The sequence below is a fragment of the Mycobacterium sp. MMS18-G62 genome (genome assembly GCF_053877835.1).
In genome coordinates, this window is sequence record NZ_CM132662.1 from 2,247,827 (window position 1) to 2,264,000 (window position 16,174).

13 protein-coding genes and 1 tRNA gene are annotated in these 16,174 nt (G+C 64.7%); 9 read left to right on the forward strand and 5 right to left on the reverse strand.

Annotation, left to right across the window (positions count from 1 at the left end; translation table 11 throughout):
- Positions 1-3: 3 nt before the first annotated feature.
- The gene (locus tag ACWW36_RS11205) at positions 4-1,662 is read right to left on the reverse strand and encodes an ABC transporter substrate-binding protein (RefSeq protein ID WP_456141604.1); all 1,659 of its coding nucleotides are present in this window, start codon (positions 1,660-1,662) and stop codon (positions 4-6) included.
- Positions 1,663-1,946: 284 nt separating this feature from the next.
- On the opposite strand from ACWW36_RS11205, the gene ACWW36_RS11210 reads away from it, so the two are divergent.
- The 3 genes from ACWW36_RS11210 (at position 1,947) to ACWW36_RS11220 (ending at position 5,755) form a co-directional block, all read left to right on the forward strand.
- Complete coding sequence (locus ACWW36_RS11210; protein WP_456141605.1) at positions 1,947-2,180, forward strand: hypothetical protein; 234 nt, start codon at positions 1,947-1,949, stop codon at positions 2,178-2,180.
- Between the two features lie 114 nt (positions 2,181-2,294).
- Positions 2,295-3,908 (forward strand): S53 family peptidase, encoded by a 1,614-nt coding sequence (locus ACWW36_RS11215; RefSeq protein WP_456141606.1) that lies wholly within the window; start codon positions 2,295-2,297, stop codon positions 3,906-3,908.
- Positions 3,909-4,021: 113 nt separating this feature from the next.
- Entirely contained in the window at positions 4,022-5,755 is a 1,734-nt protein-coding gene (locus ACWW36_RS11220; RefSeq protein ID WP_456141607.1) for a zinc ribbon domain-containing protein, read from the forward strand.
- Between the two features lie 6 nt (positions 5,756-5,761).
- On the opposite strand, the gene ACWW36_RS11225 is transcribed toward ACWW36_RS11220, so the two are convergent.
- On the reverse strand, positions 5,762-6,880 hold the full coding sequence (locus tag ACWW36_RS11225) for a DUF7159 family protein (protein ID WP_456141608.1): 1,119 nt from the start codon (positions 6,878-6,880) through the stop codon (positions 5,762-5,764).
- A gap of 123 nt (positions 6,881-7,003) precedes the next feature.
- Between ACWW36_RS11225 and ACWW36_RS11230 the strand changes: the two genes are divergently transcribed.
- Complete coding sequence (locus tag ACWW36_RS11230; protein WP_456142447.1) at positions 7,004-7,852, forward strand: glycoside hydrolase family 16 protein; 849 nt, start codon at positions 7,004-7,006, stop codon at positions 7,850-7,852.
- On the opposite strand, the gene ACWW36_RS11235 is transcribed toward ACWW36_RS11230, so the two are convergent.
- Positions 7,853-9,355: a glycosyltransferase family 39 protein gene (locus ACWW36_RS11235; protein ID WP_456141609.1), complete on the reverse strand. Its 1,503-nt coding sequence runs from the start codon at positions 9,353-9,355 to the stop codon at positions 7,853-7,855.
- Positions 9,356-9,469: 114 nt separating this feature from the next.
- Between ACWW36_RS11235 and ACWW36_RS11240 the strand changes: the two genes are divergently transcribed.
- The gene (locus tag ACWW36_RS11240; protein WP_456141610.1) at positions 9,470-10,150 is read left to right on the forward strand and encodes a hypothetical protein; all 681 of its coding nucleotides are present in this window, start codon (positions 9,470-9,472) and stop codon (positions 10,148-10,150) included.
- A gap of 50 nt (positions 10,151-10,200) precedes the next feature.
- On the opposite strand, the gene ACWW36_RS11245 is transcribed toward ACWW36_RS11240, so the two are convergent.
- Positions 10,201-11,421: a cytochrome P450 gene (locus ACWW36_RS11245; protein ID WP_456141611.1), complete on the reverse strand. Its 1,221-nt coding sequence runs from the start codon at positions 11,419-11,421 to the stop codon at positions 10,201-10,203.
- 186 nt (positions 11,422-11,607) lie between these two features.
- Between ACWW36_RS11245 and ACWW36_RS11250 the strand changes: the two genes are divergently transcribed.
- Positions 11,608-12,153, forward strand: coding sequence for a TetR/AcrR family transcriptional regulator (locus tag ACWW36_RS11250; RefSeq protein ID WP_456141612.1), 546 nt, complete (start codon positions 11,608-11,610; stop codon positions 12,151-12,153).
- Positions 12,154-12,188: 35 nt separating this feature from the next.
- On the opposite strand, the gene ACWW36_RS11255 is transcribed toward ACWW36_RS11250, so the two are convergent.
- Positions 12,189-12,259: transfer RNA gene (locus ACWW36_RS11255), tRNA-Gly, on the reverse strand.
- A 45-nt stretch (positions 12,260-12,304) separates the two neighbouring features.
- Here ACWW36_RS11255 and dcd point away from each other — a divergent pair.
- From dcd to ACWW36_RS11270, 3 genes are all read left to right on the forward strand, one after another.
- A complete protein-coding gene (gene dcd / locus ACWW36_RS11260) occupies positions 12,305-12,877 on the forward strand; it encodes a dCTP deaminase (RefSeq protein ID WP_456141613.1) in 573 nt (190 codons plus the stop codon).
- A gap of 163 nt (positions 12,878-13,040) precedes the next feature.
- A complete protein-coding gene (locus tag ACWW36_RS11265) occupies positions 13,041-14,363 on the forward strand; it encodes an ammonium transporter (protein ID WP_456141614.1) in 1,323 nt (440 codons plus the stop codon).
- A 215-nt stretch (positions 14,364-14,578) separates the two neighbouring features.
- A complete protein-coding gene (locus ACWW36_RS11270; protein WP_456141615.1) occupies positions 14,579-16,165 on the forward strand; it encodes a DUF7159 family protein in 1,587 nt (528 codons plus the stop codon).
- Positions 16,166-16,174 lie beyond the last annotated feature (9 nt).

A 16,174-nucleotide genomic window follows, 5' to 3' on the forward strand; every position in this document is an offset into this window, starting at 1 on the left:
CCGCTACTTGATCGCGAAGGACGAGTAATCCTGGTTGAACAGCAGATGGTGATAGGACTTGTCGAAGTCCATGCGTTCGGACAGGAACGTGGTGTACTGCTCGTTGCCGTACGGCGCCCACACCGCCTGCTCCATGTACGACTTGTCCAGATCCGCGTACTGCTGCTCGACGCCTCCGTCGCCGATCAGCTTCGTCAGCAGCTCGTCCTGCTTGGCGTTGTTGGCGGGGATGTTGACCCGCGAATAGTTGTTGCCGTTGGTCGGCAGGATGGAATCGCCGTGCAGAAGCGGACGGAAGAAGTCATCGGGGTGCGGGAAGTCCTGGAACCAGTCCGCGAATCCCGTGTCCACATCCGGTGTCGACTGGTTGCCGATCGTCGTCCAGTAGACATCGCCCGCAATGACTTTCAGCGTCGCGTTGAAACCGAGTTGGGTGAGCAGGTCGTGGTAGTACTCGCCGATCCGCTTGCGGTCCGGTTCGTCATCGGTCCAGACGGTGATGTTGCGGTCCGCTGGATTGGCTTCTGCGATCAGTTGTTTGGCCTTGTTCAGGTCGGGTCCGGGGTACAGCTTGTACTCGGAGTAGCCGGGCATGCCGGGTGGCAGGATCTGCTGCGTCGGGTGCATGCGCCCACCGAAGATCCTGTTGAGGGCTTCGGGATCGACGGCGTAGTTGATCGCCTGACGCACCTTGAGGTCGTTGAACGGTGCCCTCTCGGTGTTCATGAAGAAGTAGTAGGTGTTGATCGAGTTCTCCAGGCGGAAGCGGTTGCCGTAGCGGGTCTTGACTTCCTGCAGCCGGTCGGACGCCGGCGGGTCGACCATGAAATCGACCTTGTTCTGCTCGATGTCGGTCACCTGCGCGCTGTTGTTCTTGTTCTCGGTGATGGTGATCTTGTTGACTCCTGCGTCCGCCACGTCGTCGGCGCCTGCGTCCTTGACCGTCTTGAAGTTCGGGTTGCGCTCCAACGTCATGGTGCGGGGCGCCTCAACCTTGCTGATCATGAACGGGCCGCTCGACGGCGGCGGGTTGTTGGTGGCGTCCTTGTCCAGCGGGGTGATCGGCGGCACCGGCGCGGCGAACATCAGCCCGAGCACGTTCTCGAATGTGCCGTTGGCTTCGGTCAGTTCGATCGTGATGTCACCGGTGTTGTCGTCGGTCTTGATGCCGGTGATCGTCTGCGCCTTGCCGTCGGCGTAGTCCTTGGCGCCGACGATGTTGTCGTAGAACACCGAGCCGCCGGAGTCGGCCTTGAACAGCCGTTGGATGCTGTACGTGAAATCGGATGCCTTGATGGGTGTTCCGTCGGAGTACTTCATGTTCGGCCGCAGCTTGAGTTTGTAGGTCTTGCCGTCGGGCGAGATATCGGGCATCTTCTCGGCCAGCGCGGGCACCACCTGGGTGCCTTCCTTGCCCTTGGCATGCTTGTACGTCAGCAGCGGGGTGTAGACGTTCCAGAGCACCTCCCAACCCTCGAGCGTGTAGGAGAGCTGCGGGTCGATGTAGTCGGGGAACGATGTCAGCGCGACGTTGATGTCGCCGCCTCCGCCACCACCGCCGCCGCCGGTCTTCTTGCCGCCGCACGCCGCGATGCCGAATGCGGCCAATGCGACGATGCAGACGATGGCTAGAACCGTGCGGACCTTGCGCAGTATTGTCATCTCGCTCCTGGGGATCGCATCGGGCTGACGTCCTTAAAGCTGTACGCCTGTCACCGGCGTTGATAAGCATCTTTGAGGAAAAACACCGCTCGGCAACTCGAGAGGTTTAGACCTCGCGGGGTAGTGGTATTGATGCCCGGAAGCTGGCACAGTGGGTTTTGGTTCGCCCGTCAATAAATGGCAAATTTGACGGGCAACAAATAGGGGGCTTCTCCAGGGTGGACAAACTGCACGTTCGGCGGCCTGGCCGCATCTTGGCAATAGTTGCGTATGCGCTGTTACTCATGTTGGCAATCGTCATAACCTCGCCGGGTGAACCGCCGCAGACGCACGAGGCGGTTTCCGTCGGAATCGCGCACGAGGTGACCGACACCGTCTCCACCGACTCCCCATCTCCGGATCAATCGGACGCGGATGCGCCTAAGCAGGTGACCATCGCTCTCGGAGCGGTCGCGATGGTAGCGGTCGTCGGTTTGGCGTTTTCTCGGCGTAAGTCCCGCGGCCCGGACCGCTGGTAGCCAACCGAACACCCACAGCTTGGCGATTAGCGGCTGGCGTCAATATATAGTGGTGTTCGGTCCCGGTGCATAATTAACTGTGCGATCATCTGGGCGTCGTAGATTGGGCTGCAGATGGTTGCTAAGTTGCTCCGGCAACGCGGTGAGCGTCGCTGGTTGGCGGCCGTCTTCGTAGCGCTTCTCGTCGCCGGGGGCGTGCGAGTCGTATCCGCACCACACGATCCCGCCTTGATCGGCGGTCCCCTCGCGCTATTGCTGGCCAGCTCAAGCGATTTGGGTCCATCACAGGCTGGCGATGCGCAGCTTACGGTCACGCTGCCCGACGCCGCCGAGCCGGAAGCACTGTTCGGTTGGGCCGACAGGCACGGCCTATGGGTCAGGTGGCGACCAGGCCACCAATGGGCGATCGTCGAGGGCTCACCGCGGGATGTGGCCGGTGCTTTTGGTGTGCCGGTCAACGACTACAAGGGGCGCAAGGGTCAGGTGTTTTACGCATCGCCGCAGCAGCCTGCGATCCCGGAGCCGCTGCGCGGGGCGGTCACCGATATCGGCCGGATCCTCGGATATACGCCCCACCACGAAGCGCGTCCCCGAATCTTTCCGTTGGACGTGCCAAAACAGGGGTTGACGCCGAATGCGCTGCGCGAGGCGTACAACGCAACACCGCTCACCGCGGCGGGTTTCACCGGCAAGGGCGCCACGATCGTGTTCTTCGAGTTCACCGGCTACGACCAGGGCGACCTCGACGCGTTCTCGGATTCGTCGGGTCTGCCGAGATTCACCCCGGTGTTGGTCGGAGGCCAGCCCGGCCCTTCCGGGGCCGAGACGGTCATGGATGTTGAAGTGGCACATGCCATTGCGCCGGACGCGCAACTTGTGGTCGTCAACGCGCGGCCGACCGTCGAAGGAGACGGCGGGTACGAGAAGATCGGCCAGTTGTTCGAGTCGGTGGACCGGCAGTTTCCCGGCGCGGTGTGGAGTTTGTCGATCGGCTGGGGATGCGACGCTCTCCTTCGCGCCGCCGACCTGGCGCCCGTCGAGTCGGCGCTGGCCACCGCGCAAAGGAATGGGACGTCTGCCTTCGATGCGAGCGGCGACACGGCCGGACTGGAATGCAAAGGTGGCGACGAATGGTCGTCGCCCCCCGGGCCCGACGACGTGGGGTTGGACGCCGTCTCGTCGCTGCCGGCGATGACCTCGGTCGGTGGCACCACTTTGTCGACGGATGAGCAAGGGCAGTGGCTGGCCGAGCATGCGTGGGTCGACTCGCCCCTCTCACAAGGCACCAGCGGCGGAGTGTCTGTGCTGTTCGACCGCCCCGCATGGCAGGAACGGTTGGCCGTGGACCGCGATGTCGACCAGCGTCGTCTGTCGCCCGATGTCGCCGCCGTCGCTGATCCGTTCACAGGCGTGCGGATCGTCTTCGACCAGCAGCCCGCCGTCGGCGCCGGCACGTCGCAGGCAGCGCCGATCTGGGCCGCGCTCACAGTGCTGATGAATCAATACCTGGTCGCCCACGGGGGACGGCCGCTGGGGAATCTGAACCCGCTGCTGTACCGCGTCGCGGCGGGTGCGAACTTGCCGGGCTTCCGTGACATCAGCCTCGGCGGAAACGCCGTCGACATCGCACAACCCGGTTACGACGTGGTGACCGGCCTCGGCAGTCCCAACGTCGACTACCTGGTTCGCGACCTTCTGGACATCCAGAAGGGAGTCGCCCCACGATGACGGCACCCGGGCTACCGACCATGCCTTGCCCGGGATGCGAAACAGACGTCCCCGCAGGCGCTTTCTGCGAAACCTGCGGTGCGCAGCTGGCGGACGGCAGGGGAAGGCTGCGTATGGGGGCGTACGCCGCGGCGCCCGGCGAGCACGCCCTGCGGCTATCGGTGGCAAGCACGCTGTTTCCGCACCTGCCACATCGTTCCCGCACGCCGTTTCGGGTGGCACTGGGCGTGTTGTTCCTGCTGCTCGTTGCATTCGCACTGTTTCGGGCCCAGGCGCCGTTGATCGCGGTGAGCGCGCTCGGGTTTCCGCTGCTGTTCGTCCTGTACGTGCACGAGGCGGACATCGACGATGATCTGCCGGTCGGCTTGCTCGCGCTGACCGCGGGGCTGGGCGTATTCCTGGGCATCGGATGGGCATTTCTGACCGGCACCGTCGTCGCGCACTCGTACGACGTCACGCTCAGTGACCAGACCGGGGGAGCGCGGTCCGTCCTCGAAGGGCTGATCGTCCCCGCCGGCGCCGCGGTCCTGATGCTTCTGCCCGCGTTGGTGGTGAGGCTGCTGCGTCCTGCTACTCGAGAATCCTTGGACGGGTTCGTGATCGGTGCATTGGGCGCGATCGGGTTCACCGCGGCGGCGACGCTGACGCGGCTGACGCCCCAATTCGCGACGGGCACCATGGCGGGCGACCGACCGATCAACGGGCTGCTCGTCGAGGCGGGAATCCAGGGCGCCACAATACCTTTGACCGCGGCCTCGGTCGGCGGGCTGTTCGGTGTGGCGCTGTGGTTTCGCGGCTCTCGTCGGACCGCGATGGCATTGCTGGTGTCAAGTGTGTTGGTGGCGATCGGTCTCTTCGCCGTATCGGGTCTCGCGGAGACGCTGCCACTGCTGGAGGGACTCCATTTCGGCGTCCACGTTCTGATCGCGATTGTTGCGTTGCTGGCCTTAAGAATTGGCATCCAGACGGCGCTGCTTCACGAGGTGCCCGGCGATATGCGACCGGATGAACAGGTGCTGTGCCCGCATTGCGATCACGTTGTTCCTGACACGGCATTCTGCCCGAACTGCGGTGTGGCCAGCCGTGCCGCATCACGGACGTCGCGAGCCGCGCGACGAGCGTCCACCGGGATTCCCGTTGCGCGGCCGGGATATGCGGTGCCCGCCGGTTCCTATGCCGCGGTCCCCGTGCGCAAGACCACGGTTGCCGGACTGCTGATTGCGTTGGGTGCCGGCATGGCGGTTGCCATCGCGGCGGCGATCACTGCGGCGTTGCTGACCACTCCGGTCGTGCCGCGCTATGTGTGTCCGCCCGATTGCGGGCGTCCGCCGATTGGCAAGCCTGCCGAAGCGAACCCGTGGTTCACATCGGCCGACGGGAGATTCTCGGTCCAATATCCCCGCGCCGGAACGGCATACGAGGTGACGCTGGAACCGGACGGCGTGGAGGTGAACTTCACCGCAGGTGACACCGGCACCATGGAATTCTTCGGGCAACCCGCCGGAGACCGCACGCCCAAGCAGATCGCCGATGATCTGATCGGTGAGTATTACCCAGACGCCACAACGGATTACGAGATCCCCAACGCCATGGTCGGATATCAACCGGGGTACGGCGTGGTGAAAGACGAATACCCGCAGGACGGCTCTGGGGCGTACACGCGGCTACGGCTGGTCGTCTTGGTCGCGGTGAAGGACGACTATGCATTGGTGGCCGCGGCGATCGGTCCGTACCACGAATTCAGCCCGGAGTTCGGCAGCGGTCACCCGTCGGGGGTGAACCTCCAACTCGCTTTGGATATGGGCAAATACGTCAACAGCTTCTTCTGGCGCGAACCGCCGCGCTGAACCGGCCTACCCGTACGGGGCCGGTTCGTGGAACCGGTTGATGATCGGGATCCGTTCGATGATCCGATCCCGAAGTCGGGGCTGCTGCGGCGGCGGCGGAACATAAGCGGGGGCAGGCGCGGGCGGAACGTAAACCGGTGCTGGTGGCACGTATTCGGGTGCCGGCGCCACGGCCGCGGGTGGGTCATAGGCGGGCTCGGCGGCCGGGGGTGGCACCTCGGGCAACGCGGCCACCGCGATCTTCTCGGCCTCCGGTGGTGCCGCGGGCGGCGGCGCGGCGGGCGGCGGTGGTAATGCTGCAGGAGGTTGCGGGTGGGGCGCCGCCGCGGGAACCGACGCAGGGGTGACCATCCCGGCCGGTTCCTCGGCCGCCGCTTGCTGTTGCGCGACAGTCGAATCCGGCGCGAGGCGCAGGCCGAGCGCGATCGAGAGCGAGACGACGAACGTCAGCACGGCGGCAGCGAGGACCGACGCCAACGCCGCGCTCTTGGACGGCAACCGCAACTGCGCGTTCGGCGCGTCCAAGGTGTTCACGGCCTGAGCTGACGCCAGTGCCGCTCCCCGGGCCAGGGCCAGGTCGGCTTCGGCGGCCGAGATGACGGGAGTTTCGGTGGCGGCCTCGAATGCCGACACGATCGAGTCGACGTCGTCGGCCGAACCGAGGACGAAGATGGCCTCGGGCTGATCGTCGCTGCGGCCCAGCGTCGCGAGCATGTCGTCGGCCGTGCGATCGGTGCGCTCTGTGGTCACCCCGTCGCGGTCGAGGCGCGTCACCAGAGCGCCGTCGGGTTCCACAATGCAGACCGCGACATCGTCGTAGCCGCCTCGATCGGCGATGCCCGTCGCCAACGTGTCGGCCGTTTCGAGTTCCGATACGGCGATGACGTTGCCGAGACCCCTTTCTGACAGCGCGTCCAGCAGGGTCGAGGCGGCGTCCTCGGTTTCGGCGGTCCAGGTAACCCCGATGGCGTGAAGGCGGTTGTTTCCGACGGCGGAAAGGACGTCGTCAAGGGTGTCGCAGTCGACCGCGTCACGGCAGATCGTCGGGCCCTCGGCCGTGGTGCCCTCGACCAAGGCCCATCGGACGTCTACCGACGTCATCGACAGGCCGAGTACTAGGTCCACCTGGTTTGCTCCCGATCTGCACCAGAATCGAGTCCGAGATTACCGGTAGACCCGGCGGCGCAAAACCGTGGGCAAATCACAACAGCGCGCCGGTTCTGCTTTAGGGTTCCACTCGTGCCTCAGATGGATCGTCGAAACATGATGCTGATGGCGGGGATGGGCCTCTTGGCGGCCACGATTCCTCTCCCGGAAGCCCGAGCTGTCCCGTCGGATCGAGTCGCGCCGCCTGCGGCGCCGCCCCCCAGCGGCCAGTCCCCTTCATACATTTTCCAGGACGAATTCGACGGTCCGGCTGGCGCACCTCCCGATTACTCCAAGTGGACCGTGCAAAGTTGGCAGGACGACGTCTTTCCGCCGGTAGATGCCCTCTATCGTGACGATCGCCGAAACGTGTTCCAGGACGGCAACTCCAATCTTGTTCTGCTGGCCACGCGAGACTTTGACGGCCAGCTCTACAGCGGCAAATTGCGCGGCAATTGGCGGGGTCTCATCAACACCACATGGGAAGCGCGCATCAAGCTCGACTGCCTCACCACCGGCGCCTGGCCTTCGTTCTGGGCAGTGAACGAGGATCCTCTGCCCGACGGCGAGGTCGACATTTTCGAGTGGTACGGCAACGGGGACTGGGCTCCTGGAACGACCGTCCATGCCGCATCCAACGGCAAGACGTGGGAAGGCAAATCGATCCCCGGGTTGGTCGACGGCGGCTGGCACACCTGGCGAATGCGCTGGGACGAGGATGGATTCAAGTTCTGGCGGGACTACGTCCATGGGGCTGCACCGTACTTCAGCGTGCCGCCGAAACCCATCCAGGTCCACGGCAGACCCGGAGATCTGCGGTGGCCGTTCAACAATCCCGGCTATTGGTTGTCTCCGATGTTCACCCTTGCCGTGGGTGGGCCCGGCGGCGGCGATCCTGCCCTGGGTAACTTCCCGGCGGCCATGCTCATCGACTACATACGCGTCTGGTAGTTATTTCGCCGCCTTGATCACCTGGACCAGGTTGAACTGCCAGCGCTCCAGAAGGCGGAAGCCGAGGTCGTTGGGCACCGCGAAGGCGGGGGTGAACTCGAAGAGTTGACCGGCGGGCATCGGGGCCTGCTCATGAGCGGGTCTCGATGGGTCGGCTTGGGTGATGATCCACACGACGTGGCAGTCGCTCAGCGGCCCGGCGGTGGCCTCCGGGATGAGGTTGGTGTCGAAGACGTCGTTGCGGTCGGTCGCTTTCTGCCACAGGCTGAGGTCGACCACTTTCCGGTAGGCATCCGGTCGCGCCGCTAACAGGGGGCGCATCGGGGCGGGCATGAAAGTCACCGTGTCGTTCACGAGCAGGCAGTCACCTGGCGCGGCCTTCGCGTCGATCAGATCGGCCACTTGGCTGTAGTCCATACCGTATTTCGCGTACGGACTGCGTTGCACCAGAAGATAATTCTGTGCCGCAGCGACAGCGAAAACGCTCACGATGGCCGCCGCTATCCATGGTGAAACAGCCAACGCACCAATGCAGACCCCCAAGACCAATGCCATCGCCGGCGCGGTGAAAGACAAGTAGCGAGGCGTGTAAATGGGATGAACGGCCGCAGACCAGATGAGGATCACCGCCGTCGGCATCACCAGCCATCCGATCGCCAAGGTCAACAGTTGCCGATCTGCGCGCACAAGTTGCCTGGATGTGAAGAGCCACAAGACAATAGCCGTGACAACGACGAGCCCCGACACGACCATGAACAGCGGGCTTCTCTCGAAATACTGTTGAACCGCTACGTCTTCGATCGTTCGGCGCCCAATCGGTGCAATCCACACGATCTGATGCGCTTGCCCGACAACCTTGAGTGCAAACGGTGTCAACGCGCTGCACGCCACGACCGAAGTGAGGGCGAACCGCACAAGGACTGCTCGTGTGCGCCAGTGGAGGCAGAGGAAAGCGAAGTGCGCCAACAACAACAGCACGAGATAGATTTCGAGTAGAGCCGAAAGGGCTATGGCGACACCGTAACACGCCCAGACCCAAGCCTTTTCGCGCCGTGTGGCAGCAACGAGCAGCACGGTCAGCCACACCGCGGCCATCATCGACAAGGCATACGGGCGAGCCTCGATGCCTGCCCACGTCGCGCGGGGCAAGATCGCGCAGATGACTCCGGCGCTCACCGCGACGGTGCGAGAGGAGAACTGCTTGCCAAGCACCACCACTCCGGCCGCCGCCGCGCCGACGGCCAGACCGCTTGGCACGCGGGACCAGAACTCCGTCGGCGGGAAGAGTGCGAACCAGCCGTGCATGAGGACGTAGTACAGGCCGTGGACGGCGTCGACGTTGCCCAGCATTTGCCACAGCTGGCCGAGTGAACGGCTGTACGACGCGGAAATAGTGGCGGCCTCGTCGTACCAGAAAGACGGACGGCCCGCGCCGCCCAGACTGACCGCTGCGGCCAGCAATCCGACGATCACCGGGTCCAGCGCACCCGGCGGCCGTTTCATGCGGACTCCCGGGTGAGCACGCCGTCATATTTCCAGAGCCGTGCCCGACGCTGTTCCGTGACTGCGTCGTGACTATTTCGTGACAATTAGCCCGTTTGTTCGTATGGTGCTCGAATGGGCAGGCACGAATTAGCCAGGGACCGACGCAAGTCGTCAGCAGTCCTGGCAGCGTTCGTCGCGCCCGCGGCCGTGTTCTTCGCGGCGGGTGCCGACGTCCATCCGACCGCCGCCGATGCAGTCGTGCGCACCGCCGCACACGCGGCGGACACCATGGCGACGCCGTGCTGCATGGAGATCGTGACGGCGGCTTCGGTCGTAGGGGCATCGGCCCCATCCCTCGGCCATTCGACGATGAATGCCGCGCCTGAACGTGTGGTCACGGCGTCGAGATGGCGTGTCGTGGACGTTCCGCGACTGCTACCCAAGGGAATCGCTTCGGAGCAGGGACTACAGGTCAGGACGATCTTGGCCGCACGCAGTATCAGCGCCGCGTTCCCCGAGATTCACCAGATGGACGGCGTCCGACCGGATCCGCTGCCGTGGCATCCCAACGGCCTGGCGCTCGACATCATGATTCCGAACCCGAGCAGCGCCGAGGGCATCGAGCTCGGAAACGAGATCGTCGCGTACGCGCTGAAGAACGCGAACCGATTCGACTTACAAGACGCAATCTGGCGTGGCATCTACTACACGCCCAGCGGCCCGCAAGGAAGCGGGATGGGTCACTTCGACCATGTCCACATCACGACTCACGGAGACGGCTACCCGACCGGCGACGAGAAGTACTACCGCTGAGCGTCGCGCGTGGGTGCGAAGAGTCGTCGTCCTCCCGGCCCAAAGCCCAACTATTCGCAGGCTAGCTCTAGGCGTTCGAGGCGACGTACAAGGAGGCTCGGCAGCCAGCGTCCAATCTCTGACGCTTCGATCTTCGAACTGGTTCGTAGGAGATGACCGAGCACGGTCTGAGCCTCCAACCGTGCGAGCGCGGCTCCGACGCAGAAGTGTGCCCCCTTGCCGAAGGTGATGTGTCCCTTTGCGCCGGACCGGTCCAATCGGAACTGATCAGGGTCGTCGAAATGCGACGGATCACGATTGGCGGCGCCCCACAGCAACAGCAAGCGAGAATTCGCCTCTAATTCGACACCGCACAGTGTGGTATCGCGTACGACATGGCGGTAATGGCCTCGAAACGGGGGCTCGTAGCGCAACACCTCTTCAAGGAATGCGCCGAGCAGTTCCGGTTGATCGCGCACCTGCTGCTGAATGTCAGGGCGAGTCGCCAAAACCCAAGCCCCGGAACCGATTAGCGACGCGGTGGATTCACCACCCGCGCTGAACAGAATGATCATCATCGCCTGTGCGGTGAGCTCTTCGATCTCGCCCGACGCGCACGCCGCGGCCAAATCACCGAGCAGGTTGTCCTGCGGGTCGGCTGCGGCCTGCTGAAACTGATCGGTGATGTATGCGGCGAGTTCCATGACGGCGATACCCGCAGCGGCGAGCTGATCTTGGCTGACAAGACCCTCGACCATTTGGGTCGCCGCGTATCCCCACCGCACGAGCTTGTCGATGTCGGCGTCCGGCACTCCGATGATCCGCCCGACGATCATCATGGGCAGTCGATTCGCCATAGCGCTCATCCATTCGATGCGCCCGTGCTCCAGGTGGGCGTTCCAAAGCCGCTCGGCGGTTTCAGCGATAAACGGCTCGAACGCGCGAATCCGCTTGGCCGCCAGTTGTGGAAGCAACGCTTTCCGGTGCACCGCATGGGCGGGCTCGTCGGCGGTGGCCAGCACATGGCTCTTTCCGCCTAGGCCTTCCATCTCGAACGTGCCAACTTCGCCGCCGGGCTGATACGTCATCGTCGCGGTCAGATTCGAAGAGAAGTCTTCGGGGCGAGCGATGGCATCGTTCACTGCGTCCCAGCCGCACACCGCATAGAAGCCCGAATTGCCAATCTGATGCACGGGTGCCGTATCCAACATTCGCCGGTAAAGAGGGTAGGGGTCTTGTAGGCATTCATCGTCGAACAGCTCGATGCCCAGCTCTCCATTACGCGACGTCATTCGCCCACCCTGAGCGGCGGCGACATGCCGCGTCAACAGCTCGCGGCGAGGTTGAAATGCCTGGGCAACCACCTTGATGTCAGCCGTCTCACGCCGTCCCCCGCACCTGCGTCAACGTTGAAATAGGCTGCCGAGTTTGTCTCAGTTCTGAGACGATGGAATCCTTCCGTTACAGGGGGAGGGCTTGTGGTTCGAAGCGATTGGCTCATTGGAGGCGAGCGTCGTACGGCAGCAGCAGATCGTATTTATGCCGCTGCCACGGACCTTGTCTTGCAGGACGGCCTGGACGCCCTCGACATGGACGCCTTGGCCGAACGAGTGCACTGTTCGCGCGCGACTATCTACCGCTACGCCGGAGGCAAAGCCCAAATCCGGGATGCCGTTCTGCTCCGCCTTGCAGCTCGCATTGTCGACTCGGTTCGGCGCGCCGTCGACGGCCTGAGCGGGTCGGAGCGAGTAGTGAAGGCGATCACGGTCGCGTTGGATCACATTCGATCGGACCCGATGCGCCAGATGATGATGGGCTTGAGCGCAGGCCGTGATTTGACCGAGCTTCCTTCGTCGCCGGTGCTGGGCCATCTCGCAGCCGAACTCACCGGGATAACCGATGAGGACCCAGAGGCTGCCCAATGGATCGTTCGGGTCGTCATGTCGCTTGCTTACTGGCCCATGGGCAACAGCCAAGTCGAACACAAGATCGTGCAACGGTTTGTCGCACCGGCAATCAACTGACCTGATGCGAGGCGCGCGAGGGCTGATCAACGCGGAGCCGATGACGGGAATCGAACCCGCGTATTCAGCTTGGGAAGCTGATGTTCTGCCATTGAACTACATCGGCCTGTTTGATCACGAAGGCTAACATTCGAGCGGCTACGCTCGTCGCGTGCTGCTCTCCGATCGAGACATCCGCGCCGAAATCGCCGCCGAGCGGCTGGGTATCGATCCCTACGACCCAGACCTGGTGCAGCCGTCGAGCGTCGACGTCCGCCTCGACAACCTCTTCCGAGTCTTCAACAACACTCGGTACACCCACATCGACCCGGCAAAACAGCAGGACGAGCTGACGAGCCTTGTACAGCCCGATCCTGGCGAGCCGTTCGTCTTGCATCCCGGCGAGTTCGTGCTCGGTTCGACGCTCGAGTTGTGCACACTTCCCGACGACCTCGCCGGCCGGCTGGAAGGCAAGTCGTCGCTTGGCCGGCTCGGCCTGCTGACCCACTCGACGGCCGGCTTCATCGACCCCGGGTTCTCCGGCCACATCACCCTCGAGCTGTCCAACGTCGCCAACCTGCCGATCACGCTGTGGCCCGGGATGAAGATCGGACAGCTCTGCCTGCTGCGGCTGACCAGCCCCGCCGAGCATCCGTACGGCAGCGCGCAGGCGGGTTCGAAGTACCAGGGCCAGCGCGGGCCGACGCCGTCGCGCTCGTATCAGAACTTCATCAAGTCCAGCTGACGCCTCGCGCTGCATCGTTGACTCTGCGTTGAGGGCGGACGGCACTCGCACTCTTGCGCCGTAGCCGCAGAGTCAACGTTGGAGTTCCAGCTGACGCTGTGAGGTTTCGGTAACTCAGCCGAAACCGTTCCCTATGCTCTTGTCCGACCGGAGGGAGCCTGTTTTGCAAGCGATCGATCCTGCCGCCACCGCCTGGCTGCTGGCCAGCACCGCACTCGTCCTATTGATGACCCCGGGTCTCGCCATCTTCTACGGCGGCATGGTCCGAACCACCGGCGTTCTCAACTTGATCATGATGAGCTTCATCTCGATCCCGCTGGTGACCGTGGCTTGGCTGCTGGTCGGCTACACCATCGCGTTCTCCGATGACAGCGCAGGCGGTTTGGCGGGCAGCCTCAAGCACATCGGCATGGTCGGCATCAACCCGGTCACCGTCCGCGGTCCGGTGCCGGAACTGTTGTTCGCCACCTTCCAGCTGGGCTTCGCAATCGTGACCGCAGCGTTGGTCAGCGGCGCGATCGCCGACCGCGCCAAGTTCGCGGCCTGGATGGTGTTCGTCCCGCTGTGGACGGTCGCGGTGTATGCGGTAGTGGCCCATTGGGTGTGGGCGCCCGGTGGCTGGCTGTTCGAACTCGGTGCGCTCGACTATGCGGGCGGCATGGTCGTTGAAATCGTCTCCGGTATGTCGGCCCTGGCCCTGGCTTTGGTGCTCGGCCCGCGGATCGGGTTCAAGAAGGACGCCATGCGCCCGCACAACCTGCCGTTCGTCTTGCTCGGGTGCGGCCTGCTGTGGTTCGGCTGGTTTGGGTTCAACGCCGGTTCCGCGCTGGCCGCCAACGGACTAGCCGCCGCGGTCTTCCTGAACACGCTGGTCGCGGGTTGCCTCGGCATGCTTGGCTGGATCATCGTGGAGCAGGTCCGCGATGGCAGGCCGACCACCTTCGGCGCCGCCTCTGGCGTGATCGCCGGTCTGGTCGCGATCACACCATCCTGCGGAACGGTGAACACCCTTGGCGCTGCGGTTGTCGGGCTGGCTGCGGGCATCATCTGCTCGTTCGCGGTCGGCGCGAAGTTCAAATTCGGATACGACGATTCGCTCGACGTCGTCGGCGTGCACTTCGTCGGTGGGGTCATCGGCGTGCTGCTGATCGGACTGCTCGCCACCGAGGTGATGACCCGCGGCGCCGACGGCCCCTTCTATGGCGGCGGATTCACACAGCTCGGAAAGCAGGCGCTCGGGGTGGTCGTGGTCGGGCTCTACGCGTTCGTCGTGTCCTACGTGCTGGCTAAGGTGATCGACCGGCTGATGGGCTTCAGGATCAGCGCCGAGGACGAGGCGACCGGCGTCGATTTCACGCAGCACGCCGAGACCGCGTACGCAGAAGCGGTGCATGGCTATCAGCCGTCGCGCCGGCCGACGTCGTTCGGCCACCTCGGTGACCTCGACGCACCGGGTCCGCGGCCCGAGAAGGCCGAGGAAGGCTGAATCTTTCTCTTACGTAAGGGAATTTGAACCGCCGAGCGCGGGTTGTCGTTGAGCCGAGTAGGGTTTTAGTACCGGGCTTGGCGAGTGCCATCAGCTAACGCCGTTCGATGTAACGACCGAGCTGGCCGCCACGATGAAATATCGGGTCGTCGGGTTCGTGTGGCGTGAGACCTTTACGGAGATCTTGATAGCGTAGCAAACATTTGGAGGGGTCAGTGGACATCGTATTAGGTGTGTCGATGACACCTACGACGGTCCGCATGGTGCTGGTCGAAGGGGAGAAGGCCGACGGGGTCACCGTCGACCACGACGTCTTCGACATCGCCGCCGTAGACGGCGGGGCAAATTCGGGCGCAGCCGAACAGGTCGTGTCTGCCGTGCTGGGCACCAAGGAAAGCGCCGCGGCTGGAGGCCATCACCTCAAGTCGATCGGCGTCACCTGGCGGGACCACGTTGAAGCGTCCGCCTTGCGCGACGCGTTGGCCGCCCACGGCATCGATGACGTCATGCTGGTCTCCGAGAGCCACGCCGCCGCGGCGCTTGCACAGGCTGTCGGCCGCGCCGTCGGTTACGACACCACCGCGCTGTTCTTCATCGACCGCGACACCGCCACGCTCTCGGTGGTTCAGACCGACGACGGCTCCGTCGTAAAGGTGCTGAGCGGCTCGCTGCACAGCGGCGACGCCATGGCCGTCCTGACCGACATGGCCGCCGCGGTCGACGCACAGGAACCGCGGCCGCAGGGCATGTTCGTCGTCGGTTCCGGCGTCGATGTGAGCTCGGTCAAGGGGCACCTGGAACACCTCGTCAGCCTGCCGATCAATGCGCCCGACGAACCCGAACTCGCTCTGGCCCGCGGCGCGGCATTGGCATCTGCCACCGCGCCCGCGTTCGAGGCCACCACGGTCGGCCTGGCGTACTCCCAGGATCCCGACGGAACGACGGCAGGCTCGGTCTACGCGGGCCTTGCCGCCGCGGAAACCCAGCTCGCGCCGGTCAGCGACGACTACGAGTCCGACACCGACATGGAGTTGCCGGTCGACGATAGCCGCAAGCCGTTCCTGCTCGTCGGCAGCGCGCTGACATCGATCTTCGTGGTCGGCGTTGTCGCACTGGTCATTTCGCTCGCGGTCAGCATCCGCCCGACGGTCGACCAGCGGCCCAGCCCCGGCCCGATTGCGATCGCGCCCACCACCGAGGCGCCCGTTGCTCCGCCCGTGCAAGAGGCTCAGCAGCCGGTGGCGCCGCCCCCACCGCCGCCGGCGGCCGAGACGATCAAGGCGCCCGTGCCCGTCGTGCAGGAAGCGCCGGCCCCGCGCCAGGTGTTCGTCGAGCAGGCACCCGCGCCGCAGGCGCCCGCGCCTGCCCCGCCACCGGCCGCGCCCGCCCCGGCTCCCGAGGCGCCTCCGCCGGCGCCCGCGCCCGTGCTGCCGGTACCGGTCTATGTCCCGCCGGTGTACAACCCGTACCCACCGGCGTACAACCCGTACAACCCGTACCCGCGGAATCCGTGGACCCCGCCGTGGTCGCCTCCGACGCCGACGTACACCCCGCCGAAGCCGACGTGGACGCCGCCGCCATGGCCGCAGCCATGGCCACAACAGCCGCAGGAGCCACAGCAGCCGCCGGCCCAGCAGCCACAGCAGTCGCCTGGCTCCGGCTCGGGCAGCTACCCCGGCTCCGGCTCCGGCAGTTACCCCGGCTCAGGCGGCTCGGGTGACTATGGGTCCGGTGGCTCGTCCGGTCGAGGGTCTGGCGGCGGCGGTGGCAGCTGCTTCCTGATCTTCTGCAGCGGCCACTAGCCGTAACCT